At 70.9% G+C, this 18,777-nt stretch carries 19 protein-coding genes; 10 read left to right on the top strand and 9 right to left on the bottom strand.

What is annotated here, in order from left to right; genetic code table 11:
• The first annotated feature begins 75 nt into the window (after positions 1–75).
• Both ABD798_RS25815 and ABD798_RS25810 read left to right on the top strand, forming a co-directional pair.
• A complete protein-coding gene (locus tag ABD798_RS25815) occupies positions 76–2,388 on the top strand; it encodes a transglycosylase domain-containing protein (protein ID WP_344879776.1) in 2,313 nt (770 codons plus the stop codon).
• A gap of 42 nt (positions 2,389–2,430) precedes the next feature.
• The gene (locus tag ABD798_RS25810; protein ID WP_344879773.1) at positions 2,431–3,624 is read left to right on the top strand and encodes an MFS transporter; all 1,194 of its coding nucleotides are present in this window, start codon (positions 2,431–2,433) and stop codon (positions 3,622–3,624) included.
• Here ABD798_RS25810 and ABD798_RS25805 read toward each other — a convergent pair.
• The gene (locus tag ABD798_RS25805; protein ID WP_344879769.1) at positions 3,621–3,959 is read right to left on the bottom strand and encodes a DUF5313 family protein; all 339 of its coding nucleotides are present in this window, start codon (positions 3,957–3,959) and stop codon (positions 3,621–3,623) included. The genes ABD798_RS25810 and ABD798_RS25805 overlap by 4 nt on opposite strands.
• A gap of 10 nt (positions 3,960–3,969) precedes the next feature.
• Positions 3,970–4,788, bottom strand: a complete 819-nt coding sequence (locus tag ABD798_RS25800; protein WP_344879766.1) for an AraC family transcriptional regulator — start codon at positions 4,786–4,788, stop codon at positions 3,970–3,972.
• A gap of 79 nt (positions 4,789–4,867) precedes the next feature.
• On the opposite strand from ABD798_RS25800, the gene ABD798_RS25795 reads away from it, so the two are divergent.
• Positions 4,868–5,752 carry an NADP-dependent oxidoreductase gene (locus tag ABD798_RS25795; protein ID WP_344879763.1) on the top strand — a complete coding sequence of 295 codons (885 nt, stop codon included), beginning with the start codon at positions 4,868–4,870 and terminating at the stop codon, positions 5,750–5,752.
• Here ABD798_RS25795 and ABD798_RS25790 read toward each other — a convergent pair.
• On the bottom strand, positions 5,745–6,713 hold the full coding sequence (locus ABD798_RS25790; RefSeq protein ID WP_344879760.1) for an MsnO8 family LLM class oxidoreductase: 969 nt from the start codon (positions 6,711–6,713) through the stop codon (positions 5,745–5,747). The two genes, ABD798_RS25795 and ABD798_RS25790, sit on opposite strands and share 8 nt — an antisense overlap.
• A gap of 192 nt (positions 6,714–6,905) precedes the next feature.
• On the opposite strand from ABD798_RS25790, the gene ABD798_RS25785 reads away from it, so the two are divergent.
• From ABD798_RS25785 to ABD798_RS25775, 3 genes are all read left to right on the top strand, one after another.
• A complete protein-coding gene (locus ABD798_RS25785; RefSeq protein ID WP_344879757.1) occupies positions 6,906–8,444 on the top strand; it encodes a DHA2 family efflux MFS transporter permease subunit in 1,539 nt (512 codons plus the stop codon).
• Complete coding sequence (locus ABD798_RS25780; protein ID WP_344879754.1) at positions 8,437–8,793, top strand: YybH family protein; 357 nt, start codon at positions 8,437–8,439, stop codon at positions 8,791–8,793. The genes ABD798_RS25785 and ABD798_RS25780 overlap by 8 nt, the downstream gene beginning before the upstream one ends.
• Before the next feature lie 172 nt (positions 8,794–8,965).
• A complete protein-coding gene (locus ABD798_RS25775) occupies positions 8,966–9,724 on the top strand; it encodes an NPP1 family protein (RefSeq protein ID WP_344879751.1) in 759 nt (252 codons plus the stop codon).
• Here the strand turns inward: ABD798_RS25775 and ABD798_RS25770 are convergent.
• Positions 9,708–10,931, bottom strand: coding sequence for an MFS transporter (locus tag ABD798_RS25770; RefSeq protein ID WP_344879748.1), 1,224 nt, complete (start codon positions 10,929–10,931; stop codon positions 9,708–9,710). The two genes, ABD798_RS25775 and ABD798_RS25770, sit on opposite strands and share 17 nt — an antisense overlap.
• A gap of 44 nt (positions 10,932–10,975) precedes the next feature.
• Between ABD798_RS25770 and ABD798_RS25765 the strand changes: the two genes are divergently transcribed.
• Complete coding sequence (locus ABD798_RS25765; protein WP_344879745.1) at positions 10,976–11,959, top strand: ArsR/SmtB family transcription factor; 984 nt, start codon at positions 10,976–10,978, stop codon at positions 11,957–11,959.
• On the opposite strand, the gene ABD798_RS25760 is transcribed toward ABD798_RS25765, so the two are convergent.
• From ABD798_RS25760 to ABD798_RS25745, 4 genes are all read right to left on the bottom strand, one after another.
• Positions 11,946–12,392, bottom strand: coding sequence for a hypothetical protein (locus ABD798_RS25760; protein ID WP_344879742.1), 447 nt, complete (start codon positions 12,390–12,392; stop codon positions 11,946–11,948). The two genes, ABD798_RS25765 and ABD798_RS25760, sit on opposite strands and share 14 nt — an antisense overlap.
• Before the next feature lie 54 nt (positions 12,393–12,446).
• Positions 12,447–12,947 (bottom strand): hypothetical protein, encoded by a 501-nt coding sequence (locus tag ABD798_RS25755; protein ID WP_344879738.1) that lies wholly within the window; start codon positions 12,945–12,947, stop codon positions 12,447–12,449.
• Positions 12,948–13,022: 75 nt separating this feature from the next.
• Complete coding sequence (locus ABD798_RS25750) at positions 13,023–13,970, bottom strand: hypothetical protein (protein WP_344879735.1); 948 nt, start codon at positions 13,968–13,970, stop codon at positions 13,023–13,025.
• 96 nt (positions 13,971–14,066) lie between these two features.
• On the bottom strand, positions 14,067–14,999 hold the full coding sequence (locus ABD798_RS25745; RefSeq protein ID WP_344880977.1) for an NADP-dependent oxidoreductase: 933 nt from the start codon (positions 14,997–14,999) through the stop codon (positions 14,067–14,069).
• Positions 15,000–15,084: 85 nt separating this feature from the next.
• Here ABD798_RS25745 and ABD798_RS25740 point away from each other — a divergent pair, with 85 nt between their 5' ends.
• Positions 15,085–16,047 (top strand): GlxA family transcriptional regulator, encoded by a 963-nt coding sequence (locus ABD798_RS25740; protein WP_344879732.1) that lies wholly within the window; start codon positions 15,085–15,087, stop codon positions 16,045–16,047.
• A gap of 177 nt (positions 16,048–16,224) precedes the next feature.
• Here ABD798_RS25740 and ABD798_RS25735 read toward each other — a convergent pair whose 3' ends face one another.
• Positions 16,225–16,701, bottom strand: coding sequence for a MarR family winged helix-turn-helix transcriptional regulator (locus tag ABD798_RS25735; protein ID WP_344879729.1), 477 nt, complete (start codon positions 16,699–16,701; stop codon positions 16,225–16,227).
• 95 nt (positions 16,702–16,796) lie between these two features.
• Here ABD798_RS25735 and ABD798_RS25730 point away from each other — a divergent pair, with 95 nt between their 5' ends.
• Positions 16,797–17,765, top strand: coding sequence for a ring-cleaving dioxygenase (locus tag ABD798_RS25730; RefSeq protein WP_344879727.1), 969 nt, complete (start codon positions 16,797–16,799; stop codon positions 17,763–17,765).
• Positions 17,762–18,361, top strand: coding sequence for an alpha/beta hydrolase (locus tag ABD798_RS25725; protein ID WP_344879724.1), 600 nt, complete (start codon positions 17,762–17,764; stop codon positions 18,359–18,361). Before ABD798_RS25730 ends, ABD798_RS25725 begins: the two co-directional genes overlap by 4 nt.
• The last annotated feature ends 416 nt before the right edge of the window (positions 18,362–18,777 follow it).

Genomic DNA, 18,777 nt, shown 5'->3' with positions numbered 1-18,777 from the left:
TTAACCGGCGATTCGGTGGTATTCCGCTGCGGGACAAGAAGAATCCGACGAGACGACCTGAGGGCGGTGATGGCGGTGGGCAAACACTCCCTTGTGGACCCGAGCGAGCTCGACATCACCGCGATCTTCGACGAGGGCGGTGCGGGGCCGGTCGTACCGGGGCGGGCCCGCCTGCTGACGCGGCTGACCGCGCTGTGCGCGCTGGGCGGGTTGCTGCTGGCGGCGGTGCTCTTCCCGACGGCCGCGGGGCTGGGGTCGCTGTCCAACAGGGCCAGCGACGCGGTCGTGGCGACGGCGGCCGAGTTGATCGCGAAGGACCCGCCCCTGGTCACCACGATGATCGACTCCTCGGGCGCGCCGCTGGCGCACCTCTACGACCAGTACCGCGTGCTGGTGCCGCCGGAGCGGATCTCGCCGGTGATGAAGGCCGCCATCGTCGCCATCGAGGACCACCGCTTCTACGAGCACGACGGCGTGGACCTGTTCGCCATCGGCCGAGCCCTGGTCGCGAACGAGGCAGAGGGCAGGATCTCCCAGGGCGGTTCGACGCTGACCCAGCAGTACGTGAAGAACTACCTCGTGCACGTGGCCGCGTCGACCAAACTGGAACGGGAGAAGGCGCTGGAGCAGTCGCCCGCGCGCAAGCTGCGCGAGCTGCGCGCGGCCATGCACCTGGAGAACGCGCTGTCCAAGGACGAGATCCTCGGCCGCTACCTCAACACCGTCCCCTTCGGGCACAGCTCGTACGGGATCGCGGCGGGCGCGCGGACCTTCTTCGACGTGCCCCAGGAGCAGCTGACCGTCGCCCAGGCCGCCCTGCTCGCGGGCATCGTCAACGAGCCGAGCGCGCTCAACCCCTACCGCTTCCCCGAACGCGCGCTCGACCGGCGCAACGTCGTGATCGACGAGATGGCCGGGCAGAACCGCATCACCCGCGCGGTCGCGGAGGAGGAGAAGCGCAAGCCGCTCGGGCTCGCGCCGGAGATGGCCCGCCCCGCCAACGGCTGCGTCGGTGTCGGGGACGCGGGCTTCTTCTGCGACTACGTGCTGAAGTACCTGACCGGAGCCGGTATCGACCTCGCCGGCCTCCGGCGCGGCGGCTACACCATCAAGACCACATTGGACAGAGAAGCGCTCGCCAGCGCCAAGGCCGCCGTGGACGCGCACGTGCCGCCGGATACCGACCAGGTCGCCAGCGCGATGGCGATCGTCAAGCCCGGCAAGGACAAGCACCGGGTCGTCGCGCTGACCGCGAACCGGCGCTACGGCCTGGACAAGCAGAAGAACGAGACGACGCTCGGCCTGCCCTACGCCATGCAGAACCTGGGGGCGGGCTCGATCTACAAGCTCTTCACCGCGGCGGCCGCCCTGGAGAAGGGGGCGGGCGTCAACGACATGATCGACGTGCCGGACTCCCACGTCTCCGAGGTCTTCCTGGGCGGCGGCGCGAGCTGCCCGCAAGGTGCCGAGGGGCTGCGGAAGTACTGCGTGCAGAACAACACCGGCAGCAACTACCCGGAGAAGCTGAGCCTCCAGGACGCGCTCGCGGTCTCACCCAACACCGCGTTCGTGAAGCTGTTGGAGAAGACGAGCGTGTCAGCGGCCGTGGACATGGCCGTGCGACTGGGTCTGCGCTCGCTCGGCACGACGGTGGCCGCCGAGGACGCGAAGAAGCGCACCATCGGGAAGTTCTTCGCCGAGCAGAACTTCGGCTCCTTCACCCTCGGCCCGACCCCCACGAGCACGCTGGAACTGGCCAACGTCGGCGCGACGCTGGCCAACGAGGGGACGTGGTGCCCGCCGAGCCCCGTCGAACAGATCGTCGACCGCTTCGGCGCCGTCCTCCCGGTCCGCGAGCAGCCGTGCGGCCAGGTCGTGGAACCGGGGCTGGCCAGGGCGATGACGGTGGCCATGAGCAAGGACTCCACCTCGGGGACCGCCGCCACCGCCGCGAAGACCTACGGGTGGGACCGGCCGATGGCGGGCAAGACCGGCACCACCCAGGAGCACAAGTCGGCGGGTTTCCTCGGCTACACGCCGCAGCTGGCGGGCGCGGTGTTCACCTTCGACGACTCACCGGCGCCGAGCACGCTGTGCGATCCCGGCGGAGACGCCCCGCCCCGGCCGTGCTCCAGCGGCACCTACATCTACGGCGGCAAACAACCCGCGCGCACCTGGTACCAGGCGATGAACGGCGTCGGTGACGCGCCGGGGATCATGACCGACCTGCCGAGGGTCGATCTGCCCACAGTGGACAGTCGCTACGCCGACGGCAACGCCGGTGGGTCCGTGCAGCGTCGCAGCGTCGCGCCGACCTCCTCCAAGCCGAAGCCCCCGAAGACCACCAAACCCAAGCCCCGGCCCAGCACGAGCCGCAGCGGTGGATGAAAACGTCGCGCGTGCCAGGTCGAATGTGGTCTTGTTCCGAGCATGTCCCTCGGTCGGCCTTTCGCGCTGCTGTGGTCGGCGGCGGCCCTGTCCAACCTCGGCGATGGGGTCCGGGTCGCCGCGTTCCCACTGCTGGCGGCTCAGCTCACCGCGAACCCCGTGGTCATCGCCTCGGTCGCCGCAGCGGAGTTCCTGCCGTGGGTGCTCTTCGGCCCCTTCGCGGGCTCTCTTGTCGACCGGCTGCCGAACCTGCGGGTGATGCTCTTCGTCAACGCGGTGCGTGCGGTGGTGATCGGCGGCGTCTCGGTGGCCGTGGTGACCGGGACGATGAGCGTGCCGCTGCTCGTGGTCGCCGCTGTGGCCTACGGCGTCGGCGAGACGCTTTACGACACGGCCAACTCCACCGTCGTTCCCGCACTGGTGCCGTTGGACCGTCTGGAACGCGCCAATGGGCGGTTGTCAGTCGCTGAGACCAGCAGCAACGAGTTCATCGGCCCCGTGCTCGGTGCCGCGCTGTTCGGCCTGCTCGCGTGGTCGCCGTTCGCGGTGCACGCCGGTGCCCTGCTGGTGAGCGTGCTGCTGCTGTCGGCGTTGTCCCGGCAGAGCCCGCGCAGGGCTGTCCTGGAGGAGGAGAGCACCGACCAGCCGGGAGTGCTGGTGGCGGTACGGCACCTGCTGCGCGATCCCGTCCAGCGCACGATCACCGCCGCCACCGCGGTCATCGCCGCGGTCGACACTGCGTGGTTCGCGATCCTGGTCGTCTACGCCGCCCGCGTGCTGGAAGTGCCGCCGAGCGCCTACGGCCTGCTGCTCGCCGTCGGCGGGGTCGGAGGGATCGCGGGCGGAGTGCTCGTCGACCGGATCAGCGCGCGTCTCGGCGTCGTTCCCGTACTGGTCAGCGCGATGCTGGCGTGCGCGGTGAGCCAGCTGGCGATCGGCCTGACGGCCTCGGCGTGGGTGGCCGGCGCGGCTCTCGCCGTGAGTAGCGCGGCCTTCGCCGTCTGGAACGTGCAGGGGTTGTCGGTCCGCCAGCGCAGGAGCCCTTCGGTGATGCTCGGCAGGCTCACCAGCGTGCACCGCACGACCGTGGCGGCCATGTCCGGGATCGGCGGGCTGCTCGGCGGCGTCGCGGCGGAGGCGTACTCCGTGCGCGCGCCCTTCCTCATCGGCTTCCCGGTCCTCGTCGTGGCCGCCGTCGTCCTGGCGGTGGCGCTGGCGGGTCGGCAGGACCTCTAGGCGTCGCGGGACTTCGTGGCGTGGCCGCGCGGGAAGCCGTACTTGGTGAGCCGGACGTCGGTGCTCTCCGGCGCGTAGGACAGCGAGTAGAACATCCCGACGCTCAGCCCCAGTCCGAGCGCGAGGAACACCACCTCGGGCGGCCCGGCCAGCGCGACGCCGAAGACCAGGTACAGCGCCCCGAGCACGGGGGAGAGCACGACCAGCACCCGCACGAAGTGCCGCACGAGCCACGTCCGGCACGTCAGGTCGCGCACCACCCAGTCGCGGTAGCGCATGGGCAGCGTGCCGCCGAAGGCGTACCACAGCCAGAGCAGTGGATTGGGTCGCCGCATGCCTCCGAGCCTATGCCCGGCGGTAGCGACCGGGCGCGACACCGTGCTCGCGCTTGAACGCGGTGGCGAAGGCGAACTCCGAGCGATAACCGACCTCGGCGGCCACGGCGCTCAGCGGCGCGTCGGACTCGCGCAGCACCCGAGCTGCGACGGTCATCCGCCACCACGTCAGATAGGTCATCGGTGGGCGCCCGGTCAGCGCGGCGAACCGGCGGGCGAACGGAGCGCGGGAGAGACCGGACTCGGCGGCGAGCGTCGCGACCGTCCACGGCCGCGCGGGTTCGCGATGGACGGCCTGCAACGCCGCGCTGACCACGGGGTCGTTGAGCGCGGCGGCCCAGCCGGTCGCGGAGTGCGCGGGTTGCTCAGCGAACCAGGCTCGCAGGAGGTAGATCAGCAAAGCGTCCAGCAGTGCGGGAACGAGCGCATCCGAACCGAAGCGACGGTCTCGTAGTTCGGTGTCGAGGAGCGCGACGGCGGAACACAGTTCGTCGCGCGCGGACAGGTGGACGAGTTCGGGCAGATCGAGCAGTAGCGGGTGCACGCGCGCGGGAGCGACCTCGTAGGCGCCGCACAGGGTCACGGTGTCTTCCTGGTGAGCGAGCGTGTGCCCCTGACCGTGCGGCAGGAACACCACATCACCGGTGTTCAGCACAAGCGGCTCGGCGTCCTGACGGAGCAGTTGGCAGCCGCCGTGCAGCACGACCTGGAACCCGGCCGCTCCGGGGACCGGTGCGAACTCCTGGCTCCAAGGCGCGCGCCAGCTCACACGGGCCGCCACGGGCTTGCCGGTGCGCATCACCGCGACCACATCGCTGAGCACGTCCACCATGCAAGGATACGATCGCGTAGGAAATCGGGACTGTGGAACATGGATCGTCTCGCTGCGGCTGCCTACCGTTCACGTCATGCAGAGCGTGCGCATCCACCACCACGGCGATCCCTCCGTCATCCGCGTCGACGACGTTCCCGTGCCGCGCCCAGGACCGGGCGAAGTGCTCTTGAAGGTCGCGGCGACCTCGTTCAACCCGACCGAGACCGCGCTGCGATCGGGTGCGCTGGCCGAGTTGTTCCCGGTCGCGCTGCCCTACGCCCTCGGATGGGACGTCGCGGGCGAAGTCATCGAACTCGGCCCCGGGGTCACACGCCTCGGCCTCGGCGAGCACGTCATCGGCTGGCTGGACAGCGGTGCCGCAGCGGAGTTCGCGGTCGCGCCCGCCGAGCGGCTCGTCCCGGCGCCCACAACGCTGCCATTGGCTCACGCGGCTGCGTTGCCGTTGGCAGGGCTCACCGCGTTGCGGACGGTCGAGGACCTCAGCGCGGGGGAGCGGGTTCTGGTGAACGGTGCGGGCGGAGGAATCGGCGGCTTCGTGGTGCAGCTCGCCAAGCACGCGGGCGCGCGCGTGATCGCGACCGCCAGTGCGCGCAGCGCCGCATCGGTGCTCGGCAACGGTGCTGACGAGGTCATCGACTACACCACGACTTCGCTCAGCTCGGCGGGGCCGGTCGACGTGGTGATCAACCTCGTTCCGGTCGCCTCGGAGAGCCTGGTTCCGCTACTGCGCGAAGGAGGCCGGATCATCTCCGCCACCACGCCTGTGAGCGGCAACGGGAGGCACGTCATCGCGCGCAACGACCCCGCGCGGCTCGCCGAGCTGAGTCGCTTGGTGGACAAGGGAATCGTGCGTGTCGACGTGACGGCCACCCATGCGCTCGCAGACCTCGCCGACCTGCACCGCGCGAGCGAGGCCGGGCGCCTGCACGGCAAGGTCGTCGTGGAGCCGGTCAGATGAGGTCGGCCAGCCTCTCGTAGGAGTCCAGGAGCGCGTCGCGGTCGTACCCGCTCGTCGTGATCATGAGTTCGTCCGCGCCCGCGCGATGAGTGAGCTTTTCCAGCGCTGAAGCCACTTCGGGTGCTGTGCCGAAGATCTGTTCCTTTAAGGCGCGCTCGAACAGCTCCTGCTCCCGCGCGGTCATGTCGATGCCCAGGACCTCGTCGGGATCCACTAAGGGCGGGAACACGCCGTGGGTCTGCGAGTACGCCGTGGACCACGCTTCGGAGACCAGCAGTCGCCGCGCTGCCGTAGTGGTGTCCGCGACCGCGACGGTGGCCGCCACCACCACGTACGGCTCGGGTGACCACCGTGAAGGGCGGAATCGCGCGCGATAGCGCTCAATGGCTGCCTCACGGGCTCCAGGGATCACCAGAGGCAATCCGAGGTCAGCAGCGGTGTCGGCGCCCGCGCCCGTGGCGAGCACGAACGGCGACACGGGCAGCCCCGCACTGGGGTTCGCGCGCACGCCGCTCGCGGAAGGACCGGTGAAGTAACCGAGCAGTTCGGCGATCTGCTCCGGGAAGGCCTCGGCAGCCGACTTGTCGCGCCCCAGAGCCCGCCGCACGCCCGAGGTGAAACCGACCGAGCGGCCCAGCCCCATGTCGATCCGCCCGGGGAACAGCGACTCCAGCACGCCGAACTGCTCCGCGACCACCAGCGGCTGGTGGTTGGGCAGCATCACCCCGCCGGTGCCGATCCTGATCGTGCTGGTCGAAGCCGCGAGAGCCGCCGCGAGCACGGTCGGCGCCGACCCGGCCACACCGGGGACGCCGTGGTGCTCGGCCACCCAGAACCGGTGGTAGCCCAGCGCCTCCGCCCGCTGGGCGAAGCGGACGCTCGCCCGCAGCGCCTCCGGACCGTCGCCGCCCGCGCGCAGCAGCGAGCGATCGAGAACGGAGAGCCGAGCGGGAAGAGTCACAAATCTTCCAACGTTGTGCCCCACAGGAGATTCCCGGCGTTCACTCACTGGAAAATCCGTGTCGCCGAGAAGCGCGCGCGGGTTGACTGTCAGACCGAAGTGCAATGCTGCCCAGCAGCCCCCGGACGAAGGAGACCAGTGCCCGCCGCAAGTGCAGGGACCACCGCCAGTACAGCGCCGACAACCGACGCGATGCCCACGCCGCACGAGAAGCCGTGGCGCAGCCTGGTGGTGATCGCGTTCGGCATCATGATGGTCGCGCTCGACGGCACCATCGTCGCCGTGGCCAACCCGGCCATCGGCGCCAGCCTCGGCGCGACCCTCGCCGAGCTCCAGTGGGTCACCCACGGTTACCTGCTCGGCCTCGCCGTCTGCCTGATCACGGCGGGCAAGCTCGCCGACCGGCTCGGTCACCGCAAGCTCTACCTGGTCGGCGTCGCCGGGTTCACGCTGTCCTCGGTGGCGATCGGCCTGTCGTCGGGAACCGGCATGCTGATCGGCTTCCGCGTGGTGCAGGGCGTGTTCGGCGCCGCGCTGATGCCCGCCTCGCTCGGCATGCTGCGCGCGGCCTTCCCCGGGCACCTGCTCAACCGCGCGCTCGGTGTCTTCTCCGGCCTGATCGGCACCTCGGCCGCCGCCGGTCCGATCGTCGGCGGCCTGCTGGTGTCCACCCTGGGCTGGCAGGCGGCGTTCTTCGTGAACCTGCCGGTCGGCGTGGTCGCGGTGGCGCTGGCCGTGCGCTTCCTCCCGGCGAACCGGCCGACCGACCAGTCCTCGTCCTTCGACCTGCTCGGCGTGGCGCTGCTGACCATCTCCACCTTCGGCGTGGTGCTGGCGCTGGTGCTCGCCCCGGAGCACGGCTGGACCTCCTCGGCGACCCTGGTCCCCGGCCTGGTCGGGCTGGCCTTCGGCGTGGCCTTCGTGCTCTGGCAGCTGCGCGCGCCGGAGCCGCTGATGCCGATGAGCCTGTTCCGCTCGGTGCCGGTGTCCGTGGGCACCGTGGTGATGCTGGTCATGGCGCTGGCGATGTTCGGCTCGATGTTCTTCCTGACCTTCTACGTGCAGGGCGTGCACGGGCTGTCCGCGTTGGAGACCGGGCTCCAGCTGCTGCCGCTGACCGCGCTGCTGGCCGTGGGGCCGCCGCTGGCCAGCCGCCTGTTCGACCGCTTCGGCCTGCGCTGGCCGATCCTGGGCGGGCTGGTCTCCTCGGCGATCGCGATGTTCGGCATGTCGACCCTGGGCGTCGACGGCGGCACCGGGCTGCTTCCGCTGTGGCTGACGCTGCTCGGCGCCGGGCTCGGCGTGGTCATGGTCGGCGCCACCGACGCGGTGATCGGCAACGCGCCGGTCAGCCTCGCCGGGGTGGCCAGCGGCATGCAGCAGACCCTGCTCCAGCTCGGCGGCTCGCTCGGCACCGCGATCCTGGGCGCCGTGGTGTCCGGCCAGGTCGGCGGCAACCTCGCGGCCCAGCTCACCGCGGCCGGAGCGCCCGCGCCGACCGCGACCCAGGTCGCCGAGTGGCAAACCGTTGTGGCGCAAGGCGGAGCGGTGATCCCGGAGGGCACCGCCCCCGCGCTCGCCGAGGCGATCAAGCACGCCAGCAACGTCACCTTCGTCGACGGCATGTCGCTGGCGTTCACCGTCGCCGGTGTCGCGCTGACGCTGGGCGCCGCGATCTCCGCGCTGCTCAAGCGGGGCGAGCACACGGGCGAGGCCGTCGTCCATGTCTGAGCGCGCCCGCGAACCCGAGGACCTGGCCAGGCTCTTCGTCGAGCGAGCCAACTCCGGCGACGTCGAGGGCCTGGTGGCGCTCTACGAACCCGATGCCGTGCTCGCCGTTGCCGGTGGTGGGCAGGTGCAGGGCTCCGCGCACATCCGCGAGTTCTACGCGAGCCTGCTCGCCGAGGGGCGGCAGTTCACCCCCGGCACCGTGCGTCCCGCGCTGCGCAAGGGAAACCTCGCGCTCACCTCGACGGTGCTGACCGAAGGCAACGCCACCGCCGAGGTCGCGCGCCGCCAGCCCGACGGCAGCTGGCGGTGGCTCATCGACCAGCCCCGAGTGGTGCCACCCGGCCCGTGAGCACGCCGTGTCGCGGAGGTAGCGGCGGGGTTCACCAGAGGCGTTGCGGCGATCGTCCCAGCGCGAGTTTCTGATGTTCGCGCAAGAGACGCCGAAAGGAGGTTCAACCGACCGCCGCGGGCAGGCATTGTCGACGGGGTCGCCGCCGACCCTGCCGAAGAGAGGTCCACGCATGCACGAGCAACGCGGGAGACGCTGGTGGGCCGCGGTGGCCACGGCGGTGCTGCTGGCGGTGGTGCTCCCGGGAACGGCGAACGCCGAGCCGCCGAGGGCGCTGCCCGGCGCGGCGACCGCCGACGAGCTGCGCTGGCAACCGGCCTTCGACTACGACGGCGACGGCTGCTACCCGACGCCGGCGATCGGGCGCGACGGCACGCTCAACCCCGGGCTGAAGCCGAGCGGGGCGCTCAACGGCAACTGCCGCGACGCCTCGGACCTGGACAACACCAACACCTACTCACGCGCCAAGTGCAACAACGGCTGGTGCGCGTACATGTACGACCTGTACTTCGAGAAGGACCAGGCCGTCCCGCTGATCGAGAGCGGGCACCGGCACGACATCGAGCACGTCGTGGTGTGGGTGCAGGACAACGCCGCGCGCCACGTCTCCACCTCCGCGCACGGCAACTACACGACCCGCCCGGCGAACCAGGTCGCGTGGGAGGGCACGCACGCGAAGATCGTCTACCACAAGGACGGCGTCCTCACGCACGCCTTCCGGCACGCGAGCGCGACCGAGCCGCCGGAGAACCACAAGGGCGCGTGGCAGTACCCGCCGCTGGTGGGCTGGGACCACTACCCGGCGGGCATCCGCGACCGCCTGGTGCAGGCCGACTTCGGCAGTGCCAACTTCGGCCTCAAGGACAGCTCCTTCACCGGGCAGCTGGAGCGCGCCAAGCCCTCCGGCATCCCGTTCAACCCGCACGGCTGACCTCGTGCGGTAGCCGTCGGACGGAGGCGGAGGCCAGGGGCAGCAGCACGGCGACGGCGAAGACGATCCCCGCGCCGGTCGCCACCGCTGAGCCCCCGAAGGCCTCCGTCGCCGGTCCGACGGAGAGCTGACCGAACGGGATCGCGACGTAGGACAGCAGCGCGTCGTAGGCGGAGACCCGCGACAGGGACTCCGACGGCACGTGCTCCTGGAGCGAGGTCTCCCAGCTGATCGCCGCCGCCGAGGAACCGAGCCCGCCCACGAACGCGGCCACGACCAGCCAGCTCACGCCCGCCCCGGTGCCGAGCGCGATCAGCGGCAGCGCGCCGAGCGCACTCAGCACCGAACCCCAGCGCAGCAGGTAGCGGGTGGCGAAGCGGTACATCAGCGTGCTCATCACGAGCATGCCGGCACCGCGCGCGCTGAGCACGAGCCCCCACGCGGCCTCGCTGCTGAGCTGGCGCGTCAGCTCCGGGCCCAGGATCTGCCAGGTTCCGGTGTTCACCAGGTTCACCACGCAGAACGCGAGCGCGACCTGCCACACCCACGGGATGCTCCGGAAGGTCGTCCAACCCTCGCGCACGTCGGCGAGGATGCTCGTCGCCTTGGCCGGGGCGGGCGTGGTCAGGCGCGGGAGCCGGGTCAGGCAGCCCGCCGCGACCAGGAAGCTCAGCGCGTCGAAGGCGATCGCGGGGCCGCCGCCGACCGCCACGACGAGCACTCCGGACAGGCTCGGGCCGACGATCTTGGCGGCGTTGCGGGCCGAGCCGAGCAGGGCGTTGGCCTGGCGCAGGCGATCCGGCTCGACCAGCTCCGGCACGATGCCGCGCAGCGCGGGCGTGGTGAAGGCCATCAGCACGCCGTTGGCGAAGGCGAGCGCCGCGAGCGCGGTCAGGTCGTAGGCGTCGGCGAGCAGGACCGCGGCGACGGCGCCCTGGGTGATCCCGCAGCCGAGGTTGGACACCACGAGCACGGTGCGGCGCGACACGCGGTCGGCCACGGCTCCGCCCACGAGCAGGAAACCCAGCAGCGGCACCATGTTCGCGGCGAGCACGATGCCGAGGTCGCCGGAGGCCGTGGTGTTCTTCGAGGCGTCGAGGACCGCGAAGGCGAGCGCGACCGGGGCCATCGCGTTGCCGAGCAACGACACGAGCTGCCCGGCGAAGAACCACTGGAAACCGGACCGGGTGATCAGGGGAGAAGACACCGGGCGAGTCTGCGGAGCCCCCGCAGCGCCCACTATTCTTTCGCGTGGAGGCGAAAGCAATGGCGTTGCTGCGGTTGAGCGCGATGGCGCTGTCCCGGTCCCGGTTCGCCCTGTCGCCGCTCGCGGAGACGGTGGGCGCGGTCCTCGCGCTCGCCGCGCCGTGCTCCGATCCGTGGATCGCCGACTGGCACGCCCGTCACCACCCCGTGCTCACCGCTCGACTGGAGGCGGACCCGTTCGCGAAGGGCCTCGTCCGGCTGCTGGGCTCCACGAAGTGGTTCCCCGACCACGTGGTGATCCCGCCGCGCGGGGGCATGAGCACCGCGCTCGCCGACGAGCTGCCCGAGGTCGCCGCGTTCGCCGACGAGGACGTGGCGGGCCAGCTGAGGGTCTCCGTCGAGCACAGCTGGCGGCATCACGACCTGAAGTGGTTGTCCGGCAAGGACTTCGCGCCCCGGACGGCTGAGCTGCTCGACGCGGCGTGGCACGAGCACGTGCTCCCGGACTGGCCGCGCCGCAAGGCGTTGCTGGAGCGCGACGTCACCTACCGCGCGGGACTGCTCGCCGCCTACGGCTGGCCCAGGGCGCTCGACCGGATGAGCAAGCGCAGCGCATGGGTCGGAGTCGACGCGATCCGCTTCAGCGACCGGGAAGCGCCTGACCGCGTGGTCGGTGACGAGGGAATGCTCTTCGTGCCGACCAGCGCTCCGAACGGCACGTGGCTGTGCGAGGCGCCGCCGGACCGGCACGCGCTCGTCTACCCCGCGCGGGGCCGCGCCGAGCCCGAACGCCCGCCGGTCGAGGACGCCTTGGACCGGCTGATCGGGGACAACCGCGCCACCATCCTGCGCGAACTGGGGGAGCCCGCGACCAGCAGTGAACTCGCCGCACAACTCGGCTTGTCCCTGGGAACCGTCGGCGGACACCTGGCCGTGCTCCGCGACGCCGAGCTGATCACCGGCGACCGCGTGGGCCGACGCGTCGTCTACCGCCGCACGGCCAAGGGCGAGCTCCTCACAGCCCCCTGAACGCAGGGCTTTCAAGGTCGAGCGTGAGCCGGTTTCCCCAGTCGTTGGTGAAAACGGCGCGCACGCCGTCGAAGTGCACGCCGACGAACGGGTTGGAGTGGAACATCATCGCGATCCACCGCAACGAGCCGTCAGCGCCGAGGCGTGCGAGGTAGCCGATGTTGCCCATCCCGCCGCCCCCGCCGGACAGCTGACCCGAGCCGTCCGGCAGCGGGCTCTCGAAGTTGGTGTCGACCTCGTCGACGCCGTGCTCCTCGATGGCCTCAGGCACGTCGAACGGCCCTCCGATGCGGAAGGGGATCGGCTGCCCGGCGTCCGGGCGGTACGCCCCCGGACCCTCGACGTGCAGTTCCAAGGCCGTGTCGTCGGGCCGGTACAGCCCGTCGCGACCCGGCATCCGCCCGGCCTCCCAGAGGCCCTCGACCACTCTCATCGCCGATCTCCACCACGTAGACGAGACCGCACCCTACGTGAAGACCGGCGGAACTCAGGCGTGGTAGTGGAGGGTGCCCTTGAGCGGGGGAGCGGTGGGCGACTCGCAGTGCTGGGTGAAGGTCGCCTCCAGCTCCGTCACCGCGCCCTGCGTGTTCTCCTCGATGCGGAGGATCTCGAACTCACCCCACACCCTGTTGCAGCCGCGGCCGGTGTTGGAGACGGCCAGGCCGGGCGCTTCGCCTTCGCGGAACGGCGCGCGTTGGGCGCCGAGGTAGACACCGGGGCGCAGTCGCTGCCCGCGTGCCGCTGCGAGATCCACGACCCACCACGCGCCGGTGGGGGTGTCCACCGTGACGGTGAGGAACTCCGAGGAACCGGTGATGCGGAACTTGTCCACCGGAGCGCGGTAGGAACCGCTGGCGCCCTCGCCGATGGAGTCGCCCTTCGTGCTGGCGAACTCGTAAGAACTGACGGGGGTCGCGGTCGCGGTCCCGCCGGCCGCGATGCTCGCGACCACCGTCAGTCCCATGAGGACAGTGCCCGTGCGGCGCATGTCCGTCCCTCCGTCGTCGTGTCCGGCGCGCGCGAGGCTATCGCCGGAAAACGATCTTGCGGAGGGGCTTCAGCGCTACGCGAAGGCGTGCACGGTGCCGCGCAGTGCGGCGGTCCCGCGCTCGCAGAACTGCTCGTAGGTCGCGGAGAACGCCTTGACCTTGCCGTCGGTGCCGGTGACCAGCTCGGTGATCGTGAAGGAGCCGCTCAGCTCGTTGCAGCCGCGTCCGTTGCCGCTCACGTTGAGCCCGGGGGAGCCGTCGTTGAACGGGTACCGCTTGGCGTTGGTGTAGGTGCCGACGGCGAGCTTCTGGCCCTTCGGCGGTGCGAACTCGACGTTCCAGCCGTCGCGCTGCCCGGAGACGCCGAGGGTGATGGCGCCGTTGAAGGACTCGCCGACGGTGAACACGGTGTTGGCGCCGCGGTAGCTCTTCGTCTGCCCGCCGCCGATGTAGTCGCCCTCGTCGCTGACGTACTTGTAGGACAGCGGGAACGCCTGCCAGCGCACGGTTCCCTTGAGCGCGGGGGCGTTCGGGCCCTCGCAGTTCTGGGTGAAGGTGGCCTCGAAGACGGTCACCGCGCCCGAGGCGTCGGTCTCGATCTGGTCGACCGCGAACTCACCCCACACCTGGTTGCAGCCGCGACCGGTGCCGCCGACGTCCAGCCCGGGTGCCCGGCCGGTGCGGAACGACGCGCGCTCGGCGTCGCGGTAGAAGCCCGGCTGGAGCCGCTGGCCGCGCGGAGCCGCGATCTGGACGCTCCACCACTCCTTGCCGTCGGCGGAGTCCGCGTTCAGCGTCAGGCTCTCCGCGTTGCCGGAGAGCCTGATCTTGTCCTTCGGCGCGGTGTAGGCGCGGGTCGCCCCACCGCCGACGTAGTCCCCGGCCTGACTGACGAACTCGTAGGAGCTGACCGGAGCGCGCTCGGCGGCCTTCGTCGGGGCGGCGCTGGCCATCCCCGGCGTGAGCAGCAAGATCAGACCTAATAGGACAGTGCCGATTTCAACAGGGCCAGTGCGGCGCATGCCCGTTCCCCTCGTGTCGTTGCCGGTCCACCCGGCGCGGACGGCACGCTATCCCGGGGGACCGGCAACGAAGGAGGCTATTTCAGCAACCGTGAATCACCGGATGACGAGCACGAGTTTTCCCGCTGTGCGGCCGGTTTCGCCCACAGCGTGCGCCTTGGCGGCGTCGGCGAGCGGGAAGCTCTCCGCGACGACGGGGCGCAGCTCGCCCTTCTCCACGAGAGCCGCGATCGCGCGCATCCCGGCGTGGTCGGCCTCGACGAGCATCGGCACCGCGCGGACCCCGGCGCGCGCGGCCTCGGCGATCAGGGCGTCCTGGCCGATCGGCAGGATGGTGACGAGGATGCCGTCCTTGCGCAGGGTGCTCAGCGACCGCAGCGCGACGTCCCCGGCGAGCGGGTCGAGCACCACGTCCACATCGCGCACCACCGAGGCGAAGTCGGTCTCGTGGTAGTCGATCACCTCGTCCGCGCCGAGCGAGCGCAGCAGCGCGTGCTTGCCCGCACTGGCCGTGGCGATCACATGCGCGCCAAGGGATTTCGCGATCTGCACGGCGAAGTGCCCGACCCCACCGGCCGCCGCGTGGATCAACACGCGCTGGCCGGAGCGCAGCCCGGCGGTGTCCACGAGCGCCTGCCAGGCCGTGAGCGCGGCGAGCGGCACGGCGGCGGCCTCGACGTGGTCGAGCGAGGCGGGCTTGGCGGCGAAGGCCCGCGCGGGAGCGGTGACGTACTCGGCGAAGGAACCCGCGCCGTGCGGGTAGGGCAGCATGCCGAACACCTCGTCGCCGGGCTTGAACAGGGTGACGCCGACGCCGACCGCCTCCACGACGCCGGAGACGTCCCAGCCCAGGACGAACGGGGGCTCGCCGAGCCAGCCGCCGTTGGCGCGGTGCTTCCAGTCGGTCGGGTTCAGGCCGGCGGCGTGCACGCGGACGAGCAGTTCGCTCGGGCCCGGGGTCGGCTTCGGCAGCTCGACCTCGGCCAGAACCTCAGGGCCACCAAGGGTGTTCTGGCTGATCGCACGCATCGTGTTGTCGCTCATGACCACGATTCTGTCGCCGAGTGACACCATGCGAAATGGCACGAAGGCCACTCTTCGATATGATCGTGCCATGCATCAGGTCGCGCATCATCAGGTCACCGTGCTGGCGCTGGACGGCGTGTACCCCTTCGAGCTGGGCATGCCCCGACGGATCTTCGGCGCGCTACCGGAGCGCTATGCGGTCACCACGTGCACTGTCGACGGGCTCCCGGTGCGTGCGAACGCGGACTTCACGATCGCTGTCGAGCACGGCCCGGAGGCGTTGGAGTCGGCCGACACGGTGGTGATCCCGCCCTTCGACCTGGAGTTGGTCGCGGGTGGCGTCCCGGAGTCGGTGGTGGCGGCGTTCGCGCGAATTCGGCCTGGCACAAGGATCGTGTCGATCTGCACCGGGGCCTTCCTGCTCGCCGGGATGGGCCTGCTCGACGGCCGCCCTGCCACCACGCACTGGTGCCAGACCGAGCTGTTCCGGAAGAAGTTCCCGACCGTGCGCCTGGACCAGGACGTGCTGTTCGTGGACGACGGGGACGTGCTCACCTCGGCGGGCGCGGCCTCGGGGGTGGACGTGTGCCTGCACCTCGTGCGCCGCGACCACGGCAGCAAGATCGCCAACGATGTGGCTCGCAAGTGCGTGGTCCCGCCGATGCGCGACGGCGGCCAGGCGCAGTTCATCGACCAGCCGGTGCCGGACCCCGCGATGACGAGCACGGCGGCCACCCGGCAGTGGGCGCTGGAGCGGCTGCACCTGCCGTTGACGCAGTCGGACCTCGCGGGGCACGCGCGGATGAGCCTGCGCACCTTCGCCCGGCGCTTTCGCGACGAGGTCGGGGTGAGCCCGGGGCGATGGCTGATCCAACAGCGGGTGTCGCGGGCGCGGGAGCTGCTGGAGGCCAGCGATCTCTCCGTGGAGCAGATCGCCGGACGGGTCGGCTTCGCGACGGGAACGTCCTTGCGGCAGCACCTGCGCGAGGCGCTGGGCATCTCGCCCGTGGCGTACCGGCGGACGTTCCGCACGGAGCCGGAAACGGTGTAGCAGGAGCTCGCTCGCCTCGGTCATCAGCTCGATGAACGCCTCGACCCACCAGAGCTGATCAGGCAGGCCGGACACGACCGGACCGATCGCCACCGCGACCTGCCTGATGTGCTCAGCGAGCTTGCTCCCCATACAAGAGCGTCGATCGGCGACCGCCGAAATCGACACTCACGGGCGCTACTTCCCGTTCGCCGCGCGCAACGCGCGCATCGTCTCCGCGAGGCCGGCTGCCGCTTCGGGGCCCAGGGGAGCGAGCACGCGGCGGCGCAGGATCTCCGCGCACGCGGCGCGCGCCTTGTCGGCCATCTCGGTGCCGTGGTCGGTGAGCGCCGCGTAGATCACGCGGCGGTCGGTCTCGCACGGCTCTCTTCGGATCAGGTCGGCCGCGACCATGCGGTCGGCCACCTTGGTGAAGCCGCCGCTGGTCAGCGCCGCCTCGTGGGCGAGGCGGGTCATCGGCATCCGCCGCTCCGGCGAGCGCACGAGCCGCAGCAGGATGTCGAACGGGGCGGGGGCGAGGCCGAAGCGCTCGGCGATCTCGTCCATCAGTCCCTGGTGGGTGGCCAGGTAGCCCTCGATGACCAGCCCCCACAGCGTGACGACGTCGTCGTCGGAGTCCAGCTGGGCGGGCGGTGCGTGCGGCGGCGGCGTCATGGCGACAGCCTAGCCCACGGTATCTTCTGGGCATACATCTTGCGCGGAAGATAAATCGGGGCTAGCGTCTGCGGCATCACGTCCGAGGAGGAGTCATGACGATCAGCACCAGCGGCCTGCACCACGTGACGGCCATCGGCGGCGATCCCAACCGCAACGTGGACTTCTACCTGCGCACGCTGGGGCTGCGCCTGGTGAAGACCACGGTCAACTTCGACGACAACGGCGCCTACCACCTCTACTACGGCGACTCCTCGGGCAAGCCGGGCTCGCTGATGACCTTCTTCCCATGGCCGGACGCGCCGCAGGGCCGCATCGGCACCGGGCAGGCCAGCACCACCGCCTTCTCCGTGCCGGAGTCCTCGATCGGCTGGTGGAAGCAGCACCTGGAAGCCACGGGCGTCGACGTCGGCCGCGTTCGCAACAGCGACAACGAGGACACGCTGACCTTCCGCGACCCCGACGGCCTGGCGCTGGCGCTGGTGGCGCACCCGCAGGGCGATCCGCGCGACCCGTGGGACACCGCGCTCGTCCCCGCGCAGCACGCGATCCGCGGCCTGCACTCGGTGACGCTCTCGGTGACGAAGGAGGACGCGACGGCCGCGATGCTGACCAACGACCTCGGCCTGCGCTTCGTGCACCAGGACGAGAACCGGCTGCGCTTCGAGGCGGGTGACGGCGGCGCCGGGGCGCTGGTGGACGTGCTGGTCACGCCCAACGCGCCGCGCGGGCTGACCGCCGCCGGGACCGTGCACCACGTGGCGTGGCGCGTGCCCGACGAGCAGACGCAGGTGTCCTGGCGCGAAGAACTGATCGACAAGGGCGTGAACGTCACCTCGATCATGGACCGCCAGTACTTCCGCTCCATCTACTTCCGCGAGCCCGGCGGCACCCTGCTCGAGGTCGCCACCGACACCGGCGGCTTCGACATCGACGAGCCGCTGCTGGAGCTGGGCCGCGCGCTGAAGCTGCCGCCGTGGCTGGAGCCCAAGCGCGAGCAGATCGAAGCGATGCTGCCCGTTCTGGACCTGCCGAAGGAGAACAACCCTGAGGTGACGGCGTGAGCGAGTTGGAGCACCGTTTCATCGAGGGCGACCCGGCGCTGCCCGTGTTGTTGCTGCTGCACGGCACGGGCGGCGGGCCGGACGACCTGCTCGGCCTCGTCGATCACCTGAGCCCGGGGTCGGCGACGCTCGCCCCCGCTGGGCCGGTGACGGAGAACGGGATGGCGCGGTGGTTCCGCCGACTGGCCGAAGGCGTGTTCGACTTCGAGGACGTGCTCGTGCGCGCCCATCAGCTGGCGGACTTCGTGGTCGGAGCCCGCGAGCGTTACGGCTTGGGGGAGCGGCGGATCGTCGCGGTCGGTTTCTCCAACGGCGCCAACATCGCCGCCGCCGTGACCCTCGTGCGCCCGGACGCCTTGCGCGAGGCCGTGTTGTTCGCGGGAATGACGCCGTTGCCTGATCCACCACTGCTCGACCTCTCGGACAGCCGCGTGTTCCTGGCCAACGGGCAGCGCGACCCGATGGCGCCGCTGGCCTCGGCGGACCGGCTCGCCGGACTGCTCGCCGAGCGCGGGGCGTCGGTCGCCCGGAGCCTGCACCCGGGCGGTCACCAGATCACCGCCGACGGTCTCGCGGCTGCCCGCGAGTGGCTCTGATCTGCCCGTTCGGGCCAGACCGGGCCCCGCTGGCGGGAAGGCGCTTTCCAGCCTCGCCCGCCAGCGGTGTGGTTTCGGGCGGTGGTATCGGTTGCGCGGACCCGATCAGGCGGGTGCCGTGCCCGCTTCGGGTCCGGGTGCGGAATGCGTGCCGGTTGTCCGACATTGAACCGGGACAAATGTCATGCACGTTAGTCAGCGGAGTTACCGAACGCGTCGGTAATGAAGCGGAGCCCTTTTTCGTACTCCTTCTTTTTCCGGATCACTTGACTCTGGCCGCCGGGTGTGTCTGAGCATGAGGGTGATCCGCGTCTCGCTCCGTTCGGGGGATCTCCCCAGTTGTGCGGCGCCCGCGCCGTTCCCCGGCCGGTCACCTGCCATGATCGCCTGCCCCCGCGGCACGCTGCGGCATCCCT

It is taken from the genome of Allokutzneria multivorans (assembly GCF_039537405.1).
GTDB classification, from domain to species: Bacteria; Actinomycetota; Actinomycetes; order Mycobacteriales; family Pseudonocardiaceae; genus Allokutzneria; species Allokutzneria multivorans.
This window is presented reverse-complemented; position numbering and strand designations above follow the sequence as displayed.